Source organism: Pseudomonas sp. IT-93MI4, assembly GCF_949767635.1.
GTDB lineage: Bacteria > Pseudomonadota > Gammaproteobacteria > Pseudomonadales > Pseudomonadaceae > Aquipseudomonas > Aquipseudomonas putida_A.
Genome location: NZ_CATKPP010000022.1, coordinates 373,516 through 390,378, shown reverse-complemented (window position 1 = coordinate 390,378; position 16,863 = coordinate 373,516). Strand labels below are relative to the sequence as shown.

Below are 16,863 nucleotides of genomic sequence, written 5' to 3'. Positions count from 1 at the left end.
AGTCTACCAGCTTCGCTCACAACTGGCGCGAGTAGCACGATGTCCTCTGACCTGTGGAGCTTTTCCCTTGCCATCTACGCCCGACCGGGCGTGGAACCTGCTTGCCTGCAACTGCAAACGGCGGGGGCCAATGTCTGCCTGCTGCTCTGTGGTCTGTGGCTTGAGCAACGGGGCACGGCCTGTGACGAACAGCGCGTAGAGCAGCTGAAAGAGCTGGTGGGGCCTTGGGATCGGGAGGTGGTGCAGCCACTGCGTGCGTTGCGCACTCAATGGAAAACCCTGGCCGAAGACGATCCGGTACTCAAGGGTCTGCGAGAACAAATGAAAGCGCTGGAGCTGGAAGCCGAACGGCATCTGCTGTGGCAACTGGAGCAGGTTGCGCAGGACTGGCCGCGCGATGATGCATCAGCGTCGGGGCAATGGCTGGAGAGTCTGGCTGGATCGACCGCCAGCCCGAACCGCGACGCGCTGCAAGTGCTGCGCGTCGCGGCAACCGGCACTTAGGAAGCGCTGGTCGGGTTGCTGCTGGCGCTCGACGCGGCGGCTGGCGTTGGCGCCGTCGTGGTGGTCGAGGTGGAAGCGGCTGGAGCAGGCGCGGCGGCGGCCGGCGCCGGAGCGGCTGGCTTGGCGGCAGGTGCAGTCGCCGGCTTGGCGGCAGCTGGTTTGGCAACGGCCGGTTTTTTCGCGGCAGGTTTGGCAGCTGGCTTGGCGGCTGGTTTAGCGGCTGGCTTTGCGGCTACTGGTTTGGCGGCAGGCTTGGCTGCAGCGGTCGCAGGTTTTGCTGCTGCAGGTTTGGCAGCGGTTTTAGCGGCAGGCTTGGCCGCTGGTTTGGCAGCAACCTTGGCAGCAGGTTTTGCCGCGACTGGTTTGGCCGCAGTCTTGGCTGCCGGTTTTGCAGCGGCGGTTTTCGCGGCAGGTTTGGCAGCCGGTTTTACCGCTACTTTGGCAGCTGGTTTAGCAGCAGCGGTTTTTGCCGGAGCGACTTTGCGCGCAGCAGGTTTTGCTGCTGGCTTGGCAGCCGGTTTGGCCGCTGCAGGTTTGGCAGCGGCAGTACGTGCGGCCGGTTTCGCAGCGCTCGCCGCAGCCGGTGTTTTCACTGCGGTTTTTGCAGCAGGTTTGGCGGCGGTTTTAGCCGGTGCCTTGGCTGCTGGTTTGGCTGCCGGTTTTGCCGCAGCGGTTTTCGCCGGGGCTTTCGCCGCAGCAGGTTTGGCTGGCGCTTTTTTCGCAGGCGCTGCTGCTGGTTTGGCGGCGCGGGAGGACAGCGCTTTGCCGGCGGCCTCTTGCACCCGGCCGACACCCTGGGCCAGTTTCAGGCTTTCCTGGGCATCGCGCTTGAGTTGCAGAATGTAGCCGCGAGTGTCGGACTGACGATCCTTCAACGCATCGAGCAGGTCTTCAAGTTCTTTGACGGCAGCCTTGGCCTTGTTCTGTGCCTTGGCTTTACCGGCAGCAGCGGCGTCCTGCAATTTGGTGCGGGACTTGTGCAGTTTTTCTTGCGCCTTGCCGCGTTGCTTTTCCAGTTTGGCGAGCAGTTTTTCAGCATCAGCCAAGGCTTGGGAGCAAGCGTTTTCCAAATGCTCGAGCAGGCTGCCCGAGAGTTGTTGGAGTAAGTGCAACGGAGTGTTTACAGGCTTCTTGGTGGCCGACATGGTTTACCTCCTGGCTGACGTGAGTGCGGCTCATACTAGACCTCTGCAGTTACCGCCGCTAGGTCATCTTGACAGTAACGAAACCGTTGCGTTGCAACGAAGCGAAAATGTTCTGCACAAAGACAAAAGCAGTTCACCGTTGCAGACCTTCGCGCTGGCATAATCGCCCGCATCTCAGGACGGAGAGTGCCCATGTCGCGCTACCTTTTTTTATCCCTCTGCATGATTTTTTCCGCCGCCCACGCCGACGAAAAAACCACCGCGAACGATGCTCACGATCTGGCCTACAGCCTCGGCGCCAGCCTCGGTGAACGCTTGCGCCAAGAGGTGCCGCAATTGCAGATTCAGGCATTGGTCGACGGTTTGCAGCAGGCCTATCAAGGCAAGCCACTGGCACTGAGCGAAGCACGGATCGAGCAGATCCTCGCCGATCATGAATCGCAAAACGCCGAACACGCGTCGCTGCCTTCCAGTGATGCTGCGATGGAAAACGAGCAGCGTTTTCTCACCGCCGAAAAAGCCAAACCGGGTGTGAAGGAATTGGCCGACGGCATCCTGCTGACCGAACTGACGCCGGGCACCGGTGCCAAGGCCGGTCCGGATGGAAAAGTCCAGGTGTTGTATGTCGGACGCCTGCCGGATGGCACGGTGTTCGATCAGAACACTCAGCCACAATGGTTCAGCCTCGACAGCGTGATAGCCGGCTGGCGTTCCGCGCTGCAGAACATGCCGGTGGGTGCCAAGTGGCGACTGGTGATTCCATCGGATCAGGCCTATGGCGCCGACGGTGCGGGCGATCTGATCGCGCCGTTCACACCGCTGGTGTTTGAAGTCGAATTGCGCGGTGCAACGAGCTGAACGACGCCGATTCGCAGGCATAAAAAAACGCGGTGCGCTTTCGGCGCATCGCGTTTTTTTGCCTGAGAAAACCAATCAGGCCTGAGCGGTATCTTCTTCCTTGTGTGCCGTGTGCAACACTTCAATCAGGCAGTCTTCAAGTTCGAAGCGTTCGTGAAGCAGGCCACCGAGCTCCTTGAATTTCTCCGCAACGCATTTGCCTTCGTCGCAAAGGTCGTTGAACGCGAGGAGTTTTTCGGTGATGACGTCGATGCGCGGGTAGATTGTCTCGGCCAATTCCAGACCGCGCGTGTCACCGAACGCCTTGGCTTCACCGGTCAGCTGTTCGTAGATCTCGAAGTGCCCGGCCGAGACGTAATCGACCAGCACGCCGCAGAATTCAAGCAAGGGTTTACGGTTCTCGGACAGAGCCTGTGGTTTGTCACCCAACTTGTCGTAGGCACCGATCAGATCTTCACGCTCTTGCAACCAGCGGTCGATCAGCAGATGAACTCCACCCCAGCGTTCCTGAGCATTCTGACAACTTTCGAGCATGGCGATCTCTCTTCCCTTGTGGGTCATGCTGCTCTACACCCGCGCCCCTCTTCTGGCTGTTATCGCTTGGGGGCCGACCGGGCAGAGCGTCATCGAGCAACATAAATCCAATGACACGTGCGGGCCAGATTATGCCCGCACGCCTATGGCTTCAAGGTACGCAGGAGATAAAGTTCATACAAGTGTTTAATCCCTGACCAGCGTGCGGTGCGACGCTTCGCCGCTGAGCGGTCGCTGCAGAGCGCTCCAGACCAGCCGCAGCAATTGATAGACCGCCAGGATCGACATCGCCACAAAGAACAGCAGGCTCCATTCCGGGATGCTCAAATCGAACAGCGTCCAGGAAATTTCTGCGCAATCTACACCGCCCCTAAGCATCCGCAACGTTGCACACAACCACGGCAGGTTGCTGAACAACGCTTCGGCATCAGGCGCGCACCTCGCCATCTGCATCAACGGGTCACTCTGCAACAATACCTGTCGCCAGGCCGCCGTAGTCCCGCCCAGGCTCAGGCCAAGCGCGGCGACCCAGTACAGCGACAGGCCGACACGCCGTGGGCCGTGGACCGCCGCCAACCCGCAACAGAACGTCAGCAACGCCATGAAAAACCTTTGCGCCAGGCACAGGCTGCAGGGCGTCAGCCCGACCGCATACTCGAGATAATAGGAAGCTCCCAGGGCCATGGCCCCTGCAGTGAAAGCCGTGAAAAACAAGGAGCGTGAACAGGCCAACGACATGGCTTTTCCGTAACAGTGGAGACAGGCAGTTACGGTAGAGGAAAGCTTGTCAGCCTTTCAAGGCGGGGCCTTGGCGACAGTTCACCAGAAGTGTAGGGAAAACCCGACAGGTGCGAGAGGAATAGGTGTAGTCCGTTGTAGGACTTTGCCCAAGACGCCCGCCACAGGTAATTTTTCGCTCACTGAACGTTAACGAGGGAGCATGCTCCCTCGCGATATCAGGCGTGAACCGGCACCGGCAACGGCGCGGCCAGCAGACGCTCATCCAGCAATCCGAGACCCTCCTGGAACAGCTGGTTACTGCGCTCGGTGTCACCCAGTTGCGCAAGCAGACGTGCCAGCTCGGCGCAGGCTTCAGGGTTACGCTGCACTCGCAGACTGCTTTCCAGGTAATCCCGTGCCTTGCCCCACAAGCTGGCTTGCAGACAGAGACGACCGAGGGTCAGCAACAGGCTCGGGTCAGCAGGATGTTCCTTGAGCCAACCTTCGGCGGTCTGCAACTGGCGCGCCGGATCGCTGCCGCGCACCAGGCCATACAGACGCGCGAGATGGCTGTCGTACTTGCGCTTGAGGGCACTGCGCAGGATTTCTTCTGCTTCGACCTGAGCACCCAACTGACGCAATTGCTCGGCGTATGCCAGCACCAGCGCCGGCTCCTGACGCTGCGCGGAGGTCAACTGCTCCCAGGCACGGGTGAGTGACTGCAGACCGACCTTGCCGTCCTCGTCCCGATGCGCTGCCAGAGACAGGTTGTTGCCCCAGGCACGCCGCTCCAGTTCAGCCAGTTCGGCCGCAGGCAAAGCCTTGTCCTTGCGCAGCTCCGGCAACAGGCGAATCACCGCCGACCAGTCGCCGCGCTGCTGATGCAGACGCTGCAACTGTCGCAAGGTCTGCACGTTATGCGGATGTCGCTCGTGCATCGCCTGCAGGGTCACCAAGGCGCCGTCGGTATCACCACGATCGGTCTGCAACTGCGCATGACTCAAGGCAATCGCCAATTCGGCCTGCGGCTGGCGCTCCAGCGCACGTTCAAGCAGGTGATCACACTCTTCGTACTTGCCTTGTTCGTTGGCCGCGCGTGCCGCGCCGAGGTAATACAACAGCGGCTGGCGCTCGGCCTCGGCGGCGCGAGACAGATGACGTTGCGCGCTGGCCCAGCGACCTTCGGCCAGATCCAGCTGCCCGTGTTCGATGGCCACCTGCACCCGCCGGCTGCGGTTGCGGCGCGACCACGGATTGACCACGCCACTGGAGGCCATGACCAGCTCGACCAAGGCCTTGATCCCCCAGATCAGCAGCCACAACACCGCGATCAGGCCCAGCGTGGCCCACAGACTGGCCTCGTAGCGGAAGCTCTTGTAGGCAATCAACACGTACCCGGAGTGCTCGGCAATCGCCAGGCCCAGTGCCGCCGTCGCCGCGATCACCAGAAACACGATCACATACAGGCGTTTCATGGCGTGGTCTCCTGCGCGGTATTGGCGGCAGGTTTGGCGAACGGTTTGACCGATTCTTCAGCGTTGACGTTACGGCGCTCCAGATAAGCCTGCACCGCACTCAGCGTGCCGGTCAGGTCCGGCGTCTTGACCGTGACCGGTTGCTGGCTCAGCTCGGCAACCTGTTCAAGCATGATTTTGCTCTGCGGATTGTCCGGGTTGAAATTGCCCGTGAGCACATCCCGCGCTTCGGTCAGTGCCTGGGTGTAGACCGGTGCCTGGCCATTGAGCGCCGCCCATTGCGCTTGCTCCAGCGCGAGACTCAGGGCAAGGCGCACCTGGCTCAGACTTTGCCCGGCCAGCAGTGGCTTCACGTTCTTGTCGGCATTGAAATCGATGCGGATGTAACGCGACACCTGATCCCACCACTGCGCCCAGCGACTGGCACCATCGCCGTCAGCGGTCAGGCCCAGCAGCGACTCGCCGCGATCCTTGTACTCAGGCGCCAGCTCGGTCAGTTCGATGACCTGATCACGCAAGGCACCGATGCGCAGGAACAGACCGGTGCGATCCGGCTGCTCGGTGCTGCGCAGCGCGACGAGGGTTTTCGCCACTTGCTCGCGGGCGGCGAACGAGCCGGGATCGTTCTGCTCACGCAGAATTTCGTCGGCACCCTGCACCAGCGCCTGGGCGCTGCTGATGTCCTGCAAGGCCGACAGACGCAGGCTGGCCAGACGCAGCAGATGCTCGGCCTCGGCCAGACGCCAGTCCTTGCGGCTGGCACCGAGGACGGTTTCCAGACGCTGGTTGAGACGCTGCTGATCCCCCTGCAGTTGCGTCACCAGACGCTGACGTTCGGCGAGTTCATCGGCACCGGGCAATTGCGCGAGGCGCTCGGTCAGGCGCTGTTCGTTGAGCTTGAGGCTCTGCGCCTGATCGTTCAGTGCCTGCACCTGGCCTGACTGTTGTGCGGTGTTGCTCTGCAGGTGACGCACCTGCCAGACACCCCAGCCACCGATCGCCACGCCGGCAGCGCCGAGCAACAGGGCGACAATGGCCAGTCCGTTGCCTCGGCGCGGCTCTTTGGCCGGCGGTGGAGTTTCAACCTGGGCATCGATCACAGGCTGGACATCATCTTTAGGCAAGGCTGTTTCGCTCACGTATCCATCCTTTGCATTAGAGAACGGGCACGGGATGCTCCCGTAACGCCGTCAGCAAAGCCGCGGCACTCGCGCCGCGGCAATCCACAACTGTTCGGGCCCCGGCGGCACGTGCCAGCTCGGCGACCCTTGGGCTTGGCACAAACAACGGCAACTGCGCAATTGACGGCCAGGCATCGCCGGCCATCTGGCGCAAGTGCTCGAAACCCTGTCCACTGCTGACCACCAGCCCGTTCAAGCGTTCCGCTGCGATGCGCCGCGGCAGCTCTTGCGGCGGGTAGGCCGGCAGGTCACGCCGATACAACTCCAGATACTCGACACTAGCACCAAGCGCGCGCAGGCGCTCGGCGAGCAGCTCGCGACCACCCTCGCCACGCAGGATCAGCACCTGCGCGCCGGGCTCGGTGACCGCCTCGCGCAGACGCGACAATTGCAGCAGGGCTTCACTGTCATCGCCGTCGGCGGGACAGTGCACATCGAGACCGTGATCGCGAAGAATCTGCGCGGTCGCCGCACCGACGCTGAACCACGGCATCGACAGCGACTGAAGCCCATGAGCGTCTAGCAGATCAAGCGCAATCCGCGCCGCCGGCTTGCTGACCACGATGACCGCGCTGCAACCCGAAAGCCGCGCCAGCGCCTGACGTATCTTGTCAGAGACCGGCAGCGGCGCGATGTCCAGAAGCGGCAGGCAACTGCTGAAAATCCCCTGTCCGGCCAACACCGCGGCCAGCGCCGCGCAGTCATCCGCAGGGCGCGTCAGCAGCAGGCGCCAGCCAGTCACTCGTGACCTGCCTCGCCATACACCGCTTTGAGAATGTTGTCGGCACCCTGGCTGAGCAAGTCTTCGGCAACCTTCACCCCCAGCGTCTCGGCATCGGCACGCGGCGCGCGCGCCTCGGCGCTGAGCAGCTTGCCACCGCTCGGTTCGCCCACCAGACCACGCAACCACAACTGCTCACCTTCAAGCACGGCGTAGCAGGCGATCGGCACCTGGCAGCCGCCATTCAGGTGTTTGTTGAGGGCACGTTCAGCGGTCACGCGCGAAGCGGTGTCGGCGTGATGCAACGGTGCGAGCAAGGCGTGGATTTGCGTGTCGGCGCTGCGGCATTCGATGCCGACAGCGCCTTGGCCACCGGCCGGCAGACTGTCGTCGACGCTGATCGCAGAAGTGATGCGCTCTTCGAAACCGAGGCGGATCAGGCCGGCCGCCGCGAGGATGATCGCGTCATATTCGCCGGCATCGAGCTTGGCCAGACGGGTATTGACGTTACCGCGCAGGAAGCGGATTTCCAGATCAGGACGACGGGTCAGCAGTTGCGCCTGACGCCGCAGGCTGGAGGTGCCAACGATGGCGCCGGCAGGCAGCGCATCGAGGCTGGCGTAGGTATTGGAAACGAAAGCATCGCGCGGGTCTTCGCGTTCGCAGATACAGAACAGGCCAAGGCCTTCGGGGAAGTCCATCGGCACGTCTTTCATCGAATGCACGGCGATGTCGGCTTCGTTTTCCAGCAGCGCGGTTTCCAGCTCCTTGACGAACAGGCCCTTGCCGCCGATTTTCGACAGCGGCGAGTCGAGCAGCTTGTCGCCGCGACTGACCATGGGCACCAGCGTCACCAGCAGACCCGGATGGGCCGCTTCCAGACGGGCTTTGACATATTCGGCCTGCCAGAGGGCCAGCGCACTTTTACGGGTGGCGATGCGGATTTCGCGAGAGGACATGGATCAATCCGTACTGAATAGATACGGCGGATAATAACAGCTCAGCCAAATCCACTTTGACTTGAATCAGAAACGGCGTGGCCTCCCTGGCCTGCAATGCCCGGCAGAAGAAAGTGCAACCGTGCGCGAAGGCCGGGTCAGAGGCCCTGCATCATCTTGCGCACACCGGCCACATGCCGGCGGCTGACAATCAGCGCATCACCATTGAGGCCTTTGAGGAACAGCTGGAAATGCCCCAGCGGTGTGCGTTGCAGACGCTCGATGCGGTCGCGGGCGACCAGCGCGTTGCGGTGGATGCGCACGAAACGCTCGCCGAATTCGTCTTCGAGGGCTTTCAGCGGCTCATCCAGCAGCACCTCGCCGCTTTCATGGCGCAGGGTCACGTATTTGTGATCGGCAATGAAATAGACCACCTGATCCAGCGGGATCAGCTCGATGCCTTTGCGGGTGCGGGCGCTGATGTGACTGCGCGGGCCATTACCGCTTTCGGCGGCGGGACGGGTCAGGGCCGAGAGTTGCGCCCGGTTGGGACGTTCAGCCCGTTTCAGGGCGTCATGCAGATGTTCGGTTCGCACGGGTTTCACCACATAGCCCACGGCGCTGGCCTGCAGGGCTTCCACGGCAAATTCATCGGGGCCGGTGCAAAACACCACGGCCGGCGGCGTTTCGCGTTCGCACAGACGGGCAGCGACTTGCAGGCCATCAAGGCCCGGCATGCGAATATCGAGCAGCACGATATCCGGCTTGTGGCTGTCGATCAGCGCCAACGCCTCTTCGCCATTCGTGGCGCTGGGCTCCAGGACTGTATAACCCTCGAGCTCGCTTACCATTCGGCTTAGGCGCTCGCGAGCCAGTGGTTCGTCATCAACGATCAGGACATTCATATTGCGCTGGATTCCTGCGTGAGTCTCGCACAAGGATAGCGTAGACAGGTGAAGTGACGTCCGTCACCGCGATCCACGCTAAGACTAGCCCGAGCGCCAAAAAGTGCCGTACGTCGGCCAGCAATATTTGCCAGTGTCCGGGTCGTACCGCTCAAAGCCCGCTGTTTCCTGCGTTTTTCACGGGGTATGCCAAAGGACAAAACCACCCACCCCCTCTTCTTATAGTCGGCGTCCGAACCTTTGTGCGATCCGCAGTCGCGCCGACCCTTATGTCCAACTGTAGACGCTTGCCGGGCCGATATTGCTCAATCGAAAAATATCCTTGCGCAAATCCCCCGCAGACGGCGCCGACTATGAATGAGCAGATGAGAAAAAAACGTATCGACCGGTGTCAGCGACAGGATTGGCAACCCTGTTATTATCCGCGCCAGCGTTTCACGCCTTCTTTCTTCAAGCCGATACGAGCGAATTCATGAGCACTGACAAGACCAATCAGTCCTGGGGCGGCCGCTTCAGTGAACCCGTCGACGCCTTCGTCGCCCGCTTCACCGCCTCCGTCACCTTCGACCAGCGCCTGTATCGCCACGACATCATGGGCTCGATCGCCCACGCCACCATGCTGGCCAAGGTCGGCGTGCTGACCGATGCCGAGCGCGACAGCATCATCGACGGCCTGAAGACCATTCAGGGCGAAATCGAAGCCGGCCAGTTCGACTGGCGCGTCGACCTCGAAGACGTGCACATGAACATCGAAGCGCGCCTGACCGACCGCATCGGTATCACCGGCAAGAAACTGCACACCGGGCGCAGCCGCAACGATCAGGTCGCCACCGACATCCGTCTGTGGCTGCGTGACGAGATCGACCTGATCCTGGCCGAAATAACCCGCTTGCAAAAAGGTTTGCTGGAACAAGCCGAGCGCGAAGCGGCGAGCATCATGCCCGGCTTCACTCACCTGCAAACTGCTCAGCCAGTGACCTTCGGCCACCACATGCTGGCGTGGTTCGAAATGCTCAGCCGCGACTACGAGCGTCTGGTCGACTGCCGCAAGCGCACCAACCGCATGCCGCTGGGCAGCGCCGCGCTGGCCGGCACCACCTACCCGATCGATCGCGAATACACCGCGCAACTGCTGGGCTTCGACGCCGTGGGCGGCAACTCGCTGGACAACGTTTCCGATCGCGACTTCGCCATCGAATTCTGCTCGGTCGCCAGCATCGCGATGATGCACCTGTCGCGTTTCTCCGAAGAGCTGGTGCTGTGGACCAGCGCGCAGTTCCAGTTCATCGATCTGCCTGATCGCTTCTGCACCGGCAGCTCGATCATGCCGCAAAAGAAAAACCCGGACGTACCGGAACTGGTTCGCGGCAAGACTGGCCGCGTGTTCGGCGCATTGATGGGCCTGCTGACCCTGATGAAAGGCCAGCCTCTGGCCTACAACAAGGACAACCAGGAAGACAAAGAGCCGCTGTTCGACGCCGCCGACACCCTGCGCGATTCGCTGCGGGCGTTTGCCGACATGATCCCGGCGATCAAACCGAAACACGCGATCATGCGTGAAGCGGCCCTGCGTGGTTTCTCCACCGCGACCGATCTGGCGGACTACCTGGTGCGCCGTGGCCTGCCGTTCCGTGACTGCCACGAAATCGTCGGTCACGCGGTGAAGTACGGCGTCGACACCGGCAAGGATCTGGCCGAGATGAGCCTGGAAGAACTGCGTCAGTTCAGCGACCAGATCGAGCAGGACGTGTTCGCCGTGCTGACCCTGGAAGGCTCGGTGAATGCCCGTGACCATATCGGCGGGACTGCGCCGGCGCAGGTCAAGGCAGCGGTGGTTCGCGGTCAGGCCCTCATCGCCAGCCGCTAAGGTCAAAAGCTTCGCGAGCAGGCTCGCTCCCACATTTGGATTTTTGTTAAATACAAAATTTGTGGCCGACAAAAATCCCCTGTGGGAGCGAGCCTGCTCGGGAAGGCTTCCCTTCAGAGCGCTATAAAATTCACTTCTTGGCAGCGATCATCGCCAAAAACGCCGGCATCGCCGCCTCTTTGTCCGCTGCAATCTTCTGCACATGCGGATTCTGCTCAAGCCGCTCCAGCAGCGCCTTGGCTTTCGGCATCTCTGCCAGCAAATCGATCCCGAACAGTTTCTGCCCGACCGCACACGCCAGCGGCACGCTGTACAGGAAATACAAATCCGCGATGCTCAAACTGTCGCCCGCCACGTACGGGGCGAATTTGCCGTGGCGGCCCAGTGCCGCGAAACCCAGCAGCAGCTCGGCTTTGGTTTTCTCCTTGATCGCCTCCGGCACCGGCGAGCCGAAGAACGCTTCGCCATAACAGGCGCGGCCCGGCAGTTCGATGTACAACTCGATTTCCTTGGCGATCGCCAGCACCTGCGCCCGCTCGAATGGATCGCTCGGCAGCAGCGGCGTGCCTTTCTGGGTCTGCTCGAGGTATTCAAGGATGATCGCGGTCTCGTTGATGAAACCCGCCTCGACGCCCAGCACCGGCACTTTGCCGCGTGGACTGATCGCCAATGATTCAGGCGTCGGCGTCGGGTAGAAGGTGACTTCTTCGAACGCCAGGCCTTTTTCCAGCAGCGCCAGCTTGACCATGTTGTAGTAGTTGCTGACAGCGAATCCGTAGAGCTTGAACATCACATAGCCTCCAGGCCGTGCGGGGTGGGCAGGCACTGTTTATAGATCGCCGGGCTCGATCCTGCCAGCAGCATCACGCCGCTGAATGCGGGTAAACTGGCGCCTTTCCTTGAGGAGCCTGCCATGAGCGAGCCGACTGACATCGACAATGATGAAGAAGAGTTCACCGAATCGACGCTGATCGAAGCGATCGAGAACCAGATCGAAAGCGACAACCCGCCAGCGGCCAAGGCAACCTTCAACAAGCTGACGCTGGTCGGTTACGAGCGTGATGACATCCTGAATCTGATGGCCCACGTGCTGGCCTACGAAATCGACGCGATGCTTGACGAAGACCGCGCGTTCAATACCGAGTGGTATGAAACCGCGCTGCGTGCATTGCCTGAGCTGCCACCGGAAAAGCAGTAGGCCAAACACATCCCCCCTGTGGGAGCGAGCCTGCTCGCGAATGCCGTGCATCAGCAAAGACAACGCTATATGACACATCGCTTTCGCGAGCAAGCTCGCTCCCACACAATTTGTCACCCATCCATCCAGCCAACTCTCCGGCCCCGACTAGACTGGAATCCGCCTCAAGACAAAATCCCTGATCTGAGCACTGGACATGCCGCAAAAGCGGGTTCACCTTAGGGGCGCTGTCGTCCAATTCCTAGAAAGTCTGGAGTCCTTATGTCGCTTACCCCTGAGCTGGTTGCCGAACTGGAAGTCCTCGCACTCTTTCCCCTGGACAGTTCCCAGGAAGGTTTGAAAATTCATCAGACCGCTGCCCCGAAACATATCGCCGCCGCCAAACGCCTCTTCGAGAAAGACCTCACCGACCAGCCCGATGGCGGGTATCTGACCAGTCTGGGTCGTGATGCCGCGCAAAATGTGCAAACCGTGCTGACCATTCTGAGAGAACAGGAAACCGCCTGATTTTTCCCGTCTTCGCCCACGGGAACTCCTGCCACGGGATTTCCGCGGGCCCGCTTGATCGCTCACCGCTAAAAATCTGACGTCAAAAAACAAATTCAGCTTAAAAGTCCCGCTGCGCAAAGGCTAAACTGCCTCCCATTCCGAGACCCTCTTCTTCCGAGCCTGCGAGCCGGTTTGAGCTGACATGACGCGCACCCATGAAATCCGCCCCGACCTGGACGAAGGCATCGACCGCAAGGTGCTCAGCCAGCTGCGCGCGCGCTTTCTCAAGCTCAATGAGGGTCGCCTTGGCCGGGCGCTCGAAGGTCTGTCGAGCCGCCAGCAAGGCGTGCTGACCCTGCTGCCGCTGTTCTTCCACGTCAATCACCCGCTGTTGCCGGGCTATGTTTCCGGCAGCACCCCAGCCGGGCTGTCCAACTATGAACCGGACGCCAGCGCCCTCACCGAAGCGCAGCGCCTGACCCGCTCGTTCTCCTACAAGCCGCGCCATGGCAGCAACCCGCCTCGGCCGATTCACGGACTGTTTCTGATGGGCAGCCTCGGCACCCTGGCCCAGGCCGATCAGAGCGACATGGACGTGTGGGTTTGCCACGCACCGGACCTGAGCGACAACGAACTCGCCGAGTTGCGCAAAAAATGCCAGCTCCTCGAAGCCTGGGCCGCGACCCAAGGCGCCGAGGCGCACTTCTTTCTGATCGACCCGGTACGCTTCGTCAAAGGCGAACGCGACACCCAGCTCAGCTCCGAAAACTGCGGCAGCACGCAGCACTATCTGTTGCTGGACGAGTTTTATCGCACCGCGATCTGGCTGGCCGGGCGCACACCGATCTGGTGGCTGGTGCCGGTCTACGAAGAACGCGCTTACGACCTGTACACCCACACTCTGCTGTCCAAGCGTTTCATTCGCGCCGACGAGACGCTTGATCTCGGGCATCTGGCGACAATTCCGCCGGGCGAGTTCATCGGTGCCGGCCTGTGGCAGTTGTTCAAGGGCATCGAATCGCCCTACAAGTCGGTGCTCAAGCTGTTGCTGACCGAGGTCTACGCCAGCGAACACCCGCAAGTGCAGTGCCTGAGCCTGCGCTACAAGCAGGCCGTGTTCGCCAATCAGCTGGATCTGGATGAGCTGGATCCGTACATGGTGGTGTACCGACGCATCGAGGAATACCTCAGCGCCCGCAACGAACCGGAGCGTCTGGAGCTGGTGCGCCGCGCGCTGTACCTCAAGGTCAACCGCAAGCTCACCGGCAACAGCCGCACCCAAAGCTGGCAGCGTTCGCTGCTGGAGCGCCTGGCGCACGAATGGCATTGGGATCAGCGGCAACTGGCCTTGCTCGACAGCCGCAGCCAGTGGAAAGTCCGCCAGGTCAGCGCCGAACGCCGCGCCCTGGTCAATGAGCTGAATTACAGCTACCGCTTCCTGACCCAGTTCGCCCGCACCGAACAGACCGTCAGCCTGATCAACAAGCGCGACCTGAACGTGCTCGGTCGTCGCTTGTACGCCGCATTCGAGCGCAAGGCCGACAAGGTCGAATTCATCAACCCCGGCATCGCCCCGGATCTGGCCGAAGACACCCTGACGCTGGTGCAATCGCCGAACAAAAAAGAGCCCGGGCAAACCCAGTGGGGTTTGTACAACGGTAGCCTGAACGCGCTGGAGTGGGAGCACTTCGCGCCGATCAAGCGCAGCCGCGAGTTGCTCGAACTGCTGACCTGGTGCCACCGCAACGGTGTGATCGACAGCAGCACCCGACTGGCGCTGCACCCCGGCACTAGCGATATGAGCGAGTTCGAGCTGTTCAACCTGCTCGGCAGCCTGCAGCAGTGCATCGCCCTGCCCCTGCCGACCGTTGCCGAAGAACGACTGCTGCGCGCTGCGGTGCCGAGCGAAGTGCTGATGCTGGTCAACGTCGGTATCGATCCGCTCAAGCATCACCGCGACCTGAATATCCTGATGACCACCGAGCGCACCGACTCACTGAGTTACGCCGGGGTGCGCGAAAACCTTGTGCTGACCCTCGATCAGGTCACGCTCAACAGCTGGAATGAAGTGCTGGTCAACCGTTTCGACGGCCCCCACGCGCTGCTCGATTGCCTGCGCGACTACCTCAACAATCTGCCGCGCGGCGCGCAGCAGCCGTCATTGAAGGTGCGCTGCTTCTGCCACAACCGCGCGCAGTTCATTGCCCGGCGCGTGGAAGAAGTCATCGACACCGCGCAGACCCTGCTGCTCAGCGAGCTCAATCACCGCTACCTGATTCAGGTGCAACAGCACTATCACGTGCTGGAGCTGGTGCCGGGCCAGGTCAACCATGTCGCACTCGCCACACTGCCGGCGCTGCTCGATTATCTGGGCGAAGAACAGCCGCGCTACAGCCCGCTGCACCTGGACCCGATGGCGCTGGAGGATCACGACCTCGCGTTGATCCTGCCGATGGGTCAGCCGGAATCGATTCAGGTGTTCTACCGGATCAGCGAACAACAGGCCGAGCTGTACGTGCTGGATGAGTTCAACGCGCTGTGGCAACAGCATCTGCCGTATCACGATGAACAGAGCCTGCTGGTACCGCTGCAGCGCTTCCTGCAATCGATCCAGTACCGACGCGAAGCGCTGTTGCCGATGGATGGCAACCCGGCGGTCGGCCTCGACACCTTGTATTACCAGCTATTGCCTTCCGGCCCCGGGCGGGCGCGCCGGGTCGAACCACGACCGGCGCCGCAGACACCGGTCAACAAACCGTTCTACGACGTGCAGGCGATCGTCGGCAAAGCCGCACCGGGCGAGGTGCAGGTCACCTTGTATTGCAATCAACGGGAATTCAGCGAGCTGGAATATGGCGACCAGCTGTTCCACGTGGCCGCCCGGGAGATCGTCGAGCAGCGCCGCGAGACCGAGCGCTATCGCTGCTACATCACCGACCTGGACCTCTCGGGCCTGCTCGGTGATGGTCAGAGTTCAAGCAATTTGTATCTGCGCTACAAGGCCGACCTGGAGCGCGCCCTGAACGAGGCGCTCGAACAGGTCTGAGGCGGGATCACTCGCGGAATTCACCGCCGTTGGCAGGCTGCGATTCAACTTCCAGCAACGTCAGTTTTAGGGTCTTGCCACCCGGAGCCGGCCAGTCGATGTGCTGACCGACCTTCAGGCCCAGCAGCGCGCTGCCGACCGGCGCGAGGATCGAGATCTTGCCTTCGTCGGCGTTAGCGTCCTTGGGATAGACCAATGTCAGGTGATAGTCCTTGCCACTGCCCTCTTCGCGGCAGTGCACACGGGAATTCATCGTCACGACATCAGCGGGCACTTCATCGTGGCCGACCAGTGTATCGGCGCGGTCCAGTTCGGTTTGCAGCGCGATCACGCCCGGCGCAGCCTGGTCTTTCTCATTCAGGTTGTCGATCAAGCGCTCCAGACGTTGCACGTCCAGACGGGTAAGAGTGATGGAAGGTGCGGTCATGATCCGGGCAGACTCCTTTCTTCTGCACACAAAAAAAGCAAAACCCCGCCAAAAAAGACGGGGTTTTCACCATGCCTCGATGGGTTGAGGCGTGTTCGGACACTATCACAGCTCAAAAAATATACAAGTCACCCACTTTTGAAATGGCAAGAACCCCTGTGGCGAGGGGATTTATCCCCGATGGGTCGCGCAGCGGCCCCAAGCTTCTGAGACTGCTGCGCAGTCTATCGGGGATAAATCCCCTCACCACAAGGTCGAGTCAAGTCAGGGCTTTTCGTGCGGCAGCCTGCTGGCAGATGATCCGGCGGCGTTGATCGTCTGCCGAGCGCCATTCGCGAATATCCTCGACATGGCGGAAGCAGCCGAGACAAACCTTCTGTTCATCCAGCCGGCACACGCCGCTGCACGGCGAAGGCACGGCCGGGCTGATGTTGCTGTAAAGCGGCTTTGGCGGACGAACAGATGCGCTATCAGTCACGAAATCACAGACCTTCGAAGTCAAATTCGACGCCGGCTTGCTGCTTGACGATGCGCTCGAGCATCTCGCCCAGTTGCTCTTCGCTCTTGTCGCACATCCAGCGCTCGCTCTCTTCGTCGTAGTCGAAGTGGAAACCGCCGGACACCGCCGCCAACCACAGCTGACGCAACGGCTCCTGACGACTGAAAATCAGCTGCGTGCCGTTTTCAAACTTCACAGTCAGTACACCGGCCGAGCTTTCCAGGTCGATATCCAGGTCGCTTTCGTCAAAGATGTCCTCCAGTTTTTCCTGGGTTTCATCGACCAGATCGTGGAAACGCGCTTCGGACAAACTCATTGTGGCAACCTCAAAAAATGTCTGATCAGGCTCAAGCGCC

Annotated in this window: 18 protein-coding genes and 1 pseudogene; 6 read left to right on the top strand and 13 right to left on the bottom strand. The window is 61.2% G+C overall.

Features of this window, described 5'->3' with window-relative positions; translation table 11 throughout:
- Positions 1–39 precede the first annotated feature (39 nt).
- Positions 40–504, top strand: a complete 465-nt coding sequence (locus ACM6I7_RS13580; protein ID WP_414888722.1) for a TIGR02444 family protein — start codon at positions 40–42, stop codon at positions 502–504.
- Here ACM6I7_RS13580 and ACM6I7_RS13575 read toward each other — a convergent pair.
- Positions 501–1,649: an AlgP family protein gene (locus ACM6I7_RS13575; RefSeq protein ID WP_414888721.1), complete on the bottom strand. Its 1,149-nt coding sequence runs from the start codon at positions 1,647–1,649 to the stop codon at positions 501–503. The genes ACM6I7_RS13580 and ACM6I7_RS13575 overlap by 4 nt on opposite strands.
- Before the next feature lie 192 nt (positions 1,650–1,841).
- Between ACM6I7_RS13575 and ACM6I7_RS13570 the strand changes: the two genes are divergently transcribed.
- Positions 1,842–2,507, top strand: coding sequence for an FKBP-type peptidyl-prolyl cis-trans isomerase (locus tag ACM6I7_RS13570; protein ID WP_096796111.1), 666 nt, complete (start codon positions 1,842–1,844; stop codon positions 2,505–2,507).
- Between the two features lie 75 nt (positions 2,508–2,582).
- Here ACM6I7_RS13570 and ACM6I7_RS13565 read toward each other — a convergent pair whose 3' ends face one another.
- The 8 genes and pseudogenes from ACM6I7_RS13565 to ACM6I7_RS13530 all read right to left on the bottom strand — a co-directional run.
- Complete coding sequence (locus ACM6I7_RS13565) at positions 2,583–3,041, bottom strand: Rsd/AlgQ family anti-sigma factor (RefSeq protein WP_027610455.1); 459 nt, start codon at positions 3,039–3,041, stop codon at positions 2,583–2,585.
- A 186-nt stretch (positions 3,042–3,227) separates the two neighbouring features.
- Entirely contained in the window at positions 3,228–3,779 is a 552-nt protein-coding gene (locus ACM6I7_RS13560) for a disulfide bond formation protein B (protein ID WP_027610454.1), read from the bottom strand.
- Between the two features lie 218 nt (positions 3,780–3,997).
- The gene (locus ACM6I7_RS13555; protein WP_150370095.1) at positions 3,998–5,236 is read right to left on the bottom strand and encodes a heme biosynthesis protein HemY; all 1,239 of its coding nucleotides are present in this window, start codon (positions 5,234–5,236) and stop codon (positions 3,998–4,000) included.
- Positions 5,233–6,375, bottom strand: coding sequence for a uroporphyrinogen-III C-methyltransferase (locus ACM6I7_RS13550; protein ID WP_150370094.1), 1,143 nt, complete (start codon positions 6,373–6,375; stop codon positions 5,233–5,235). Before ACM6I7_RS13550 ends, ACM6I7_RS13555 begins: the two co-directional genes overlap by 4 nt.
- Before the next feature lie 16 nt (positions 6,376–6,391).
- Positions 6,392–7,159, bottom strand: coding sequence for a uroporphyrinogen-III synthase (locus ACM6I7_RS13545; RefSeq protein ID WP_096796109.1), 768 nt, complete (start codon positions 7,157–7,159; stop codon positions 6,392–6,394).
- On the bottom strand, positions 7,156–8,097 hold the full coding sequence (hemC, locus tag ACM6I7_RS13540; protein ID WP_027610450.1) for a hydroxymethylbilane synthase: 942 nt from the start codon (positions 8,095–8,097) through the stop codon (positions 7,156–7,158). The genes ACM6I7_RS13545 and hemC overlap by 4 nt, the downstream gene beginning before the upstream one ends.
- A gap of 137 nt (positions 8,098–8,234) precedes the next feature.
- Positions 8,235–8,981, bottom strand: a complete 747-nt coding sequence (locus ACM6I7_RS13535) for a LytR/AlgR family response regulator transcription factor (protein WP_003229385.1) — start codon at positions 8,979–8,981, stop codon at positions 8,235–8,237.
- Positions 8,978–9,130: pseudogene (locus ACM6I7_RS13530) on the bottom strand (sensor histidine kinase); the annotation flags it as partial. The pseudogene ACM6I7_RS13530 and the gene ACM6I7_RS13535, both read right to left, overlap by 4 nt.
- Before the next feature lie 323 nt (positions 9,131–9,453).
- Here ACM6I7_RS13530 and argH point away from each other — a divergent pair.
- A complete protein-coding gene (argH, locus tag ACM6I7_RS13525; RefSeq protein WP_115988642.1) occupies positions 9,454–10,848 on the top strand; it encodes an argininosuccinate lyase in 1,395 nt (464 codons plus the stop codon).
- Positions 10,849–10,978: 130 nt separating this feature from the next.
- Here argH and ACM6I7_RS13520 read toward each other — a convergent pair whose 3' ends face one another.
- Positions 10,979–11,638: a glutathione S-transferase family protein gene (locus ACM6I7_RS13520; RefSeq protein WP_097089524.1), complete on the bottom strand. Its 660-nt coding sequence runs from the start codon at positions 11,636–11,638 to the stop codon at positions 10,979–10,981.
- A gap of 123 nt (positions 11,639–11,761) precedes the next feature.
- Here ACM6I7_RS13520 and ACM6I7_RS13515 point away from each other — a divergent pair, with 123 nt between their 5' ends.
- The 3 genes from ACM6I7_RS13515 to ACM6I7_RS13505 all read left to right on the top strand — a co-directional run bounded on the left by ACM6I7_RS13515 (position 11,762) and on the right by ACM6I7_RS13505 (position 15,581).
- A complete protein-coding gene (locus tag ACM6I7_RS13515; RefSeq protein ID WP_027610447.1) occupies positions 11,762–12,046 on the top strand; it encodes a hypothetical protein in 285 nt (94 codons plus the stop codon).
- A 261-nt stretch (positions 12,047–12,307) separates the two neighbouring features.
- Complete coding sequence (locus tag ACM6I7_RS13510) at positions 12,308–12,553, top strand: TIGR02647 family protein (RefSeq protein WP_027610446.1); 246 nt, start codon at positions 12,308–12,310, stop codon at positions 12,551–12,553.
- Positions 12,554–12,737: 184 nt separating this feature from the next.
- Complete coding sequence (locus ACM6I7_RS13505) at positions 12,738–15,581, top strand: class I adenylate cyclase (RefSeq protein WP_414888720.1); 2,844 nt, start codon at positions 12,738–12,740, stop codon at positions 15,579–15,581.
- A gap of 7 nt (positions 15,582–15,588) precedes the next feature.
- Here the strand turns inward: ACM6I7_RS13505 and rnk are convergent, their stop codons facing one another.
- The 3 genes from rnk to cyaY all read right to left on the bottom strand — a co-directional run bounded on the left by rnk (position 15,589) and on the right by cyaY (position 16,823).
- Positions 15,589–16,008 (bottom strand): nucleoside diphosphate kinase regulator, encoded by a 420-nt coding sequence (gene rnk / locus ACM6I7_RS13500; protein ID WP_003229397.1) that lies wholly within the window; start codon positions 16,006–16,008, stop codon positions 15,589–15,591.
- A gap of 259 nt (positions 16,009–16,267) precedes the next feature.
- Complete coding sequence (locus ACM6I7_RS13495) at positions 16,268–16,486, bottom strand: DUF1289 domain-containing protein (protein WP_096796106.1); 219 nt, start codon at positions 16,484–16,486, stop codon at positions 16,268–16,270.
- Between the two features lie 4 nt (positions 16,487–16,490).
- Complete coding sequence (gene cyaY / locus ACM6I7_RS13490; RefSeq protein WP_003229398.1) at positions 16,491–16,823, bottom strand: iron donor protein CyaY; 333 nt, start codon at positions 16,821–16,823, stop codon at positions 16,491–16,493.
- Positions 16,824–16,863 lie beyond the last annotated feature (40 nt).